Origin of the sequence: Rhodococcus sp. P14 (assembly GCF_000256505.1) — a bacterium.
Lineage (GTDB): Bacteria > Actinomycetota > Actinomycetes > Mycobacteriales > Mycobacteriaceae > Rhodococcus > Rhodococcus ruber.
Window position 1 is genome coordinate 1 of sequence record NZ_AJFC01000064.1, and the last position, 6,604, is coordinate 6,604.

Sequence of the window (6,604 nt, forward strand, 5' to 3'; positions counted from 1 at the left end):
AGGCCGGCGTCGCGCCTGCCGGGGTCCACCCACACGCCCTGGATCTGCCCCACAGACGAGGACTGGGAGCCGATCTCGGCCTTGAACACCACCCGGCCGTGCTCGAAGCGGGCCCATGCGCGTCCGGTGGCGATCAGGCTCTGCACCCGGCGGCGGTATCCCGCTCCGCCGTCACCCGCGCACGGATCCACACCGACCTCCTCGCGGAACATCGCGATCGCGGCCGGCATGTAGGCGTCGATCTCGTCCGGTCGCACGCGCCGCACCAGCGGGTCGGGGACGACGAGGGGTTCCCGGTCGAGCACCAGCAGCGGTTGCTCGGCCCGCACCTCGCGGGCGGGACCCCATTCCGGCTGCAGGACCTCCCACATCGGCAAGGCGAGTTCGGCACGGCCGACGAGCGACGAGCACAGGCGGGGGCCGCGGGCGGCGCGGTCCGCGAAGGCATGCAGGTCGTCGCGATCGCCGAGCAGCGGGACGAGGTTCGCCCCCGAGAAGCACAGCGACTCGTCGGGTCCGCCCCGGCTCCACATGTCACCGCCGACGGCGCGGGAGTCGAGGCCGTACTCCTCGATCCGGCCGGCCACCATGCACGCCGCCACCGGATCGCGGGCCAGCACCCGCAGCACGTGTGCGGTGTCACGGCCGCCGAGAGACCGGACTCCCAGAAGCTTGAGCACGTCCCACCACCTGTCGACTGCGGATACGCACTCAGACTGCCAGAAGCCGGGGCCGCGCGGGAGTCCTGTGCCCGCCGAACCGGTTCAGCCGACCGAGACCACCGGGTTTCCGGTGCCGGCGTCGCCTTCCATCTCCTCGGCGATGCGCATGGCCTCCTCGATGAGGGTCTCGACGATCTGGGCCTCGGGGACGGTCTTGACGACCTTGCCCTTGACGAAGATCTGGCCCTTGCCGTTGCCGGACGCGACGCCGAGGTCGGCCTCGCGTGCCTCACCGGGGCCGTTGACGACGCAGCCCATGACCGCGACGCGCAGCGGCACCTCCATGCCCTGAAGGCCTGCGGTGACCTCGTCGGCGAGGGTGTAGACGTCGACCTGCGCGCGGCCGCACGACGGGCAGGAGACGATCTCGAGCTTGCGCGGCCGCAGGTTCAGCGACTGCAGGATCTGGGTGCCGACCTTGATCTCCTCGGCGGGCGGCGCCGACAGCGACACCCGGATGGTGTCGCCGATGCCCTCGCTGAGCAGCGCACCGAACGCGACGGCCGACTTGATCGTGCCCTGGAAGGCGGGCCCTGCCTCGGTCACACCCAGATGCAGCGGGTAGTCGCACTGCGCGGCGAGCTGACGGTAGGCCTCGACCATCACGACGGGGTCGTTGTGCTTGACCGAGATCTTGAGGTCGCCGAAGCCGTGCTCCTCGAACAGGCTCGCCTCCCACAGCGCGGACTCGACGAGCGCCTCGGGCGTGGCCTTGCCGTACTTGCTCAGGATGCGCGGATCCAGCGAGCCGGCGTTGACTCCGATACGGATCGGGATGCCCGCGGCGCCGGCGGCTTTGGCGACCTCCTTCACGCGGCCGTCGAACTCCTTGATGTTGCCGGGGTTGACGCGCACGGCGGCGCAGCCGGCGTCGATGGCGGCGAAGATGTAGCGCGGCTGGAAGTGGATGTCCGCGATGACCGGGATCTGGCTCTTCTTCGCGATCGCGGCGAGCGCGTCGGCGTCCTCCTGCCGCGGGCACGCGACCCGGACGATGTCGCAACCGGACGCGGTGAGCTCCGCGATCTGCTGCAACGTCGCGTTGACGTCGTGCGTCTTGGTGGTGCACATCGACTGCACCGACACCGGGTGGTCGCTGCCCACGCCGACGTCGCCGACCATGAGCTGACGGGTCTTGCGCCGGGGCGCGAGGACGGCGGGAACTTCGGGCATGCCCAAACCGACGGGGCTGGTCACGTTTCGCCTTCTTTCGTAGCTACGCGGCAATTCTAGCGGTGTGGGTCAGAACAGCTGGATGGGGTTGACGATGTCCGCGGTGAGTGTCAACAGCATGAACGCGCCGCCGATGAGGACGAACACGTAGGTGACGGGCAGCAGCTTCGTGTAGTCGACCGGGCCGCCGACCGGCAGCCCGCGCAGCCCGCGGATCCAGTTGCGGACCTTCTCGTACACGACGACGGCGATATGGCCGCCGTCGAGCGGCAGCAGCGGGAGCAGGTTGAACATGCCCAGGAAGAAGTTCAGCTGGGCGAGCAGCAGGACGAACATCTGCCAGATGCCCCGCTCGGCGACCTGCCCACCGATGACGGAGGCACCGACCACGCTGATCGGGGTGTCGGGGTCGCGTTCGCCGCCCGTCACCGACTCCCACAGCGCCCCCACCTTGCTGGGCAGGTCGGCGAGGGCCTGCGCGGTGAGCACGAACATGTCGCCGGTGAATTGCAGCGTGCCGCCCACTGCGGTGAACGCGTTGTATTCGGTGACGGACGGCGGCGCGGCCACCCCGATGGCGCTGACGGTCTCCGAGGTGATCGCGCCCGTCTCGGGATCCTGCACCCAGCGCTGGGCGGACTGGACCGGCACCGGGATCGTCAACGTGCGACCGTCGCGCTCGACGACGAAATCCACCGTGCCGGTCGCGGCGCGGGTGACCTCGACCAGGTCCGCGAATGTCGCGACCTCGGTGCCGCCGACGGAGACGACGACGTCCCCGACTTCGAGGCCGGCGGCAGCGGCCGGACCCGGCCCGCTGCACGGCGCGAGCTCGTAGCCCCCGGATTCACCGGCCTGGGTCGGTGCGACGCACGAGAGCTCCCCGATCTCCGCCGGGGTCTCCCCCAGCCGCGGCAGACCCCACGCCACGGCGAGCCCGAAGATCAGCACCATGCCGAGGAGGAAGTTCATCGCGATGCCGCCGGACATCACCACCACGCGCTTCCATGCCTTCTGCTTGAACATGGCGCGCTCGTGCTCGTCGGGAGCCAGCTCGTCGAGCGCCGTCATGCCCGCGATGTCGCAGAAGCCGCCCGCCGGGATCGCCTTGAGGCCGTACTCGGTCTCACCGCGCCGGAACGAGTACAGCCGCGGCCCGAACCCGATGTAGTAGCGCCGCACCTTCATGCCGAGGCGCTGCGCGGTCCACATGTGCCCGGCCTCGTGCAGGGCGATGGATACGGCGATGCCGAGGGCGAACAGCACGACGCCCAGAACGAACATCATCGGTGGCCGGTCCTCCTACTTCACGAGCGCGCGGGCTCGGTCCCGAGCCCAGCCGTCGGCGGCGAGCACATCTTCCACGGTAGCGGGTGCCGCGGACCAGGCGTCGGCGTCGGCCAGCACCGCCGCCACCGTGCGCACGATCCCGGGGAACGGCAGCGCCCCCGCCAGGAAAGCCTCCGCGGCCACCTCGTTCGCGGCGTTGTACACCGCGGTCAGGCATCCGCCGCCCACCCCGGCGGCCCGGGCGAGTTCGATCGCGGGGAAGACGTCGTGATCCACGGGTTCGAACTCCCACGTCGAGGCGGTCGTGAAGTCGAGGGCCGGCGCCGCGTCCGCGATCCGGTGCGGCCAGCCCAGCGCGAGCGCGATCGGCAGCTTCATCGACGGCGGCGACGCCTGGGCCAGCGTGGACCCGTCGGTGAAGGTGACCATCGAGTGCACGATCGACTGCGGGTGCACGGTGACGTCGATCCGGTCGTAGCCGATGCCGAACAACAGGTGCGTCTCGATCAGTTCCAGGCCCTTGTTCACCAGCGTCGCCGAGTTCAGGGTGTTCATCGGGCCCATCGACCAGGTCGGGTGGGCGCCGGCCTGCTCGGGGGTGACCGACTCGAGCCGTTCGGCCGTCCAGCCGCGGAACGGACCACCCGAGGCGGTCAGCACGAGCCGGGCCACCTCGTCGGGGCTGCCGCCGCGCAGGCACTGGGCCAGCGCCGAGTGCTCCGAGTCCACCGGCACGATCTGCCCCGGGGCCGCGGCGGCGGTGACCAGTGCGCCGCCCGCGACGAGCGACTCCTTGTTGGCCAGCGCCAGGCGTGCGCCCGTCGCCAGTGCGGCCAGCGTCGGCTCCAGGCCGAGGGATCCGACGAGGGCGTTGAGCACCACGTCGGCCTCCACGTCGCGCACCAACCTCGTCACCGCCTCCGGCCCGCTGCGGACCTGCAGGCCCGGGAGGTCGAGGCGCGCGGCGGCCTGTGCGTTCGCGACGGCCACCTCGGTCACACCGGTGACGCGGATCTGTTCGGCGAGCAGATCGATGTTGCCACCACCGGCGGCGAGACCGACCACCTCGAACCGGTCGGGGTTGGCGGCGATCACCTCGAGTGCCTGGGTGCCGATGGAGCCGGTGCTGCCGAGCAGCAGGACACGGGTGCGGGAGCTGGGTTGCGAGTCGGCCACGCCGACATTGTTCCCGACCGCCCTGAGGGGAGGCTGAATCACCCGCCCGGCGCGCGGGAGCGCGCCCCCACTTCGTACGACGGGCGGTCGTATGTCACGATTGGCCCAACAGCGAAGATCTTTGCGACCAGGAGGACAAGCGGTGGCCGGTACCGAGTTGAAGACCACTGGCGTCGACACGGCCGAGGTGCCGTCGGCGGAGTGGGGCTGGAGTGGCGAGGCGCCCCGCCTGTTCCGTTTCATGGGCTGGCTCATCGCCCTGTTCCTGCTGGCGATGATCATCGGCAACCACAACGGCAACGTCGAGAACTGGTTCCTGATCGGTTTCGCCGCGCTGCTCGTCGCCATCCTGGTGCGCGACATCGTCCAGCGCCGGCGCCGCAGGTAGCCGCACGTCCCCACAGCAACACCGAAGGGTCCGCCCGGTTCGTCCCGGGCGGACCCTTCGCTTGCCGCGAGTCCGTGTTCAGTTCTCGGCGGCGAGCTGGCCGCAGGCTGCCGCGATCTCCTGGCCCCGGGTGTCCCGCACGGTGCACGAGACCCCCTGAGCCTGGACGCGACGAACGAACTCGCGCTCGACCGGCTTCGGGCTGGCGTCCCATTCGCTGCCCGGCGTCGGGTTGAGCGGGATCAGGTTCACGTGCACCAGCGGGCCGAGCGCCTTGTGCAGCTTCTTGCCCAGCATGTCCGCCCGCCACGGCTGGTCGTTGACGTCGCGGATCAGGGCGTACTCGACGGAGACACGGCGACCGGTCCGGTCGGCGTAGTAGCGCGCGGCGTCGAGCACCTCGGCGACGGGCCAGCGGTTGTTGACCGGCACCAGCGTGTCGCGCAGTTCGTCGTCCGGCGTGTGCAGCGACACGGCGAGGGTCACGTGCAGTCCCTCGTCGGCCAGCCGGCGGATCGCCGGCGCCAGACCGACGGTGGAGACGGTGACCGACCGCTGCGACAGGCCCAGTCCCTCCGGCGGCGGGGCGGTGATGCGCCGCACCGCGGCCACCACCCGCTTGTAGTTCGCCAGCGGCTCCCCCATCCCCATGAACACCACGTTGGACAGACGACCCGGTCCCCCGGCCACGTCACCGTCGCGCAGGGCCGCGGCCGCGGCGCGCACCTGATCGACGATCTCGGCGGTGGACAGGTTCCGATCCAGGCCGCCCTGGCCGGTCGCGCAGAACGGGCAGGCCATCCCGCAGCCGGCCTGGCTCGAGATGCACAGGGTGGCGCGGTCGGGGTAGCGCATGAGCACACTCTCGAGGAGGGTGCCGTCCCCGGCGCGCCACAGCGTCTTGCGGGTCTCGCCGCCGTCGCACGCCACGTGCTTGACCGGTGTCAGCAACGCGGGGAAGAACGCCGCCCCCACCTGCTCGCGCACCTTCGCCGGCAGATCCGTCATCTTCTCCGGATCGGCCTCGAGCCGCCCGTAGTAGTGCCGGGCCAGCTGATCGGCCCGGAAGGCCGGCAGGCCCAGTTCACGCACGGCCGCCCGGCGCTGCTCGGCGTCGAGGTCGGCGAGGTGACGCGGCGGCATACCGCGTTTGGGCGCGTCGAAAACCAGGGGAAGAGAGGAGGGCATAATGACCCATTATCCATTACGGCGGCGGAGCCGGTCTTCCTCGCCGAATACGGTGTGCAGCGGCAGCCGGAGCGAGATGATCGATCCATGACCGACCGCCCCGCGAATCTGCCCGATCCGGTACCGGACCTGCCCGGCGGGGATCGGCCCGACCGGCAGGGCTCGACGAAGGCCACGCCCGATTCCGACCTCCGTCCCGCGCCGGCGATTCCCCTCGACCGCAGCCGCGCGGCATCGACGTGGACCGGCCTGGTCATCGGTGTTCTGGTCCTGATCCTGCTGCTCGTGTTCATCCTGCAGAACCTCGACTCGGTCACCATGGAACTGTTCGCCTGGGAGTTCACCCTGCCGCTGGGGGTGAGCCTGCTGCTGTCGGCCATCGCGGGAGCCCTCGTCATGGCGCTGGCGGGCGGTGTGCGGATCCTGCAGATCAAGCGTGCCGCGAAGCGGCGGTGACACAGCGCCGCCCAGCGGCGGGTGACGAACACAACGCACCCAATCTCCCCAACGCGGCGACAAGAGGGCACCCTGGAGACAAGACCTTCACCCGAGGAGCCTGACGTGACCGCCCACCTGGATGCCCCCGCCTCCGCCACCGTCGCACCCGAGCTCGCCCGATCCTGGCTGCTCGTTCCGGGCACCGCCCCGGAGCGCTTCGCGGCGGCCG

The 6,604-nt window shown here is 70.7% G+C and carries 7 protein-coding genes; 2 read left to right on the plus strand and 5 right to left on the minus strand.

The features are described 5' to 3' along the window. The 4 genes from OEY_RS0104455 to dxr form a co-directional block, all read right to left on the minus strand. A partial coding sequence (locus tag OEY_RS0104455) for a DUF4081 domain-containing GNAT family N-acetyltransferase (RefSeq protein WP_010592735.1) occupies positions 1 to 680 on the minus strand: 680 nt, incomplete at its 3' end. 84 nt (positions 681 to 764) lie between these two features. Next, positions 765 to 1,919, minus strand: a complete 1,155-nt coding sequence (gene ispG, locus OEY_RS0104460; protein WP_010592729.1) for a flavodoxin-dependent (E)-4-hydroxy-3-methylbut-2-enyl-diphosphate synthase — start codon at positions 1,917 to 1,919, stop codon at positions 765 to 767. 45 nt (positions 1,920 to 1,964) lie between these two features. Beyond that, positions 1,965 to 3,182 carry a M50 family metallopeptidase gene (locus tag OEY_RS0104465; RefSeq protein WP_010592730.1) on the minus strand — a complete coding sequence of 406 codons (1,218 nt, stop codon included), beginning with the start codon at positions 3,180 to 3,182 and terminating at the stop codon, positions 1,965 to 1,967. 15 nt (positions 3,183 to 3,197) lie between these two features. Beyond that, positions 3,198 to 4,361: a 1-deoxy-D-xylulose-5-phosphate reductoisomerase gene (dxr, locus tag OEY_RS0104470; protein WP_010592731.1), complete on the minus strand. Its 1,164-nt coding sequence runs from the start codon at positions 4,359 to 4,361 to the stop codon at positions 3,198 to 3,200. A gap of 142 nt (positions 4,362 to 4,503) precedes the next feature. On the opposite strand from dxr, the gene OEY_RS0104475 reads away from it, so the two are divergent. Next, positions 4,504 to 4,749, plus strand: a complete 246-nt coding sequence (locus OEY_RS0104475; protein WP_010592732.1) for a DUF2631 domain-containing protein — start codon at positions 4,504 to 4,506, stop codon at positions 4,747 to 4,749. 78 nt (positions 4,750 to 4,827) lie between these two features. On the opposite strand, the gene rlmN is transcribed toward OEY_RS0104475, so the two are convergent. Then, positions 4,828 to 5,937 carry a 23S rRNA (adenine(2503)-C(2))-methyltransferase RlmN gene (gene rlmN, locus OEY_RS0104480; protein ID WP_010592733.1) on the minus strand — a complete coding sequence of 370 codons (1,110 nt, stop codon included), beginning with the start codon at positions 5,935 to 5,937 and terminating at the stop codon, positions 4,828 to 4,830. An 87-nt stretch (positions 5,938 to 6,024) separates the two neighbouring features. On the opposite strand from rlmN, the gene OEY_RS0104485 reads away from it, so the two are divergent. Further along, entirely contained in the window at positions 6,025 to 6,393 is a 369-nt protein-coding gene (locus OEY_RS0104485) for a LapA family protein (protein WP_010592734.1), read from the plus strand. Positions 6,394 to 6,604 lie beyond the last annotated feature (211 nt).